This window comes from Corynebacterium sp. AOP40-9SA-29 (genome assembly GCF_052377405.1).
In the GTDB taxonomy this organism is placed as follows: Bacteria; Actinomycetota; Actinomycetes; order Mycobacteriales; family Mycobacteriaceae; genus Corynebacterium.
Genome location: NZ_JBQSWR010000027.1, coordinates 1 through 417 on the forward strand (window position 1 = coordinate 1; position 417 = coordinate 417).

General features: G+C 63.3%; 1 protein-coding gene. It reads right to left on the minus strand.

Annotated elements, in window-relative coordinates; translation table 11 throughout:
- Positions 1-417: hypothetical protein (locus ACT3SZ_RS16400; protein WP_444620416.1), on the minus strand; the 417-nt coding region annotated here is incomplete at both ends.

Consider the following 417-nt stretch of genomic DNA (forward strand, 5'->3'; position numbering starts at 1 on the left):
TCGAACGTCACGCCGGGGCCGGCATCGAGCGCGGCGTTGAGTACTGCTTGCCCGTCGGCAGTCAGCATCTCCCGGGTGTCGAGTACGCCATTGGCGCCGTCGATATTCCAGAAGGCGATCTGCACCCCTTCTTCGTCGGCACGGTGATCGTAGTGTTCGACACCGTAGGGGTCTGGTTCTGATAGCGGATCGTCACGACCGGGTGTGGGGTCGAGGAGCTTCACGCCTTGACCTGAGGCGGCAGCGTTGACGAGGTTCTGCAGATCAGCGACCGCCGATCGATACTCGCTCCCGGCATTGCCATGATCGTTGGCGTCGCTGAGCGCCTGGCGGAACTGGTCGGTGAACAGGTCCGGCCGATTGTTGGGTTCATCGTCGACAGCGTGCTGCTCGGGCTGAACATCAGGCGTCGGCGGT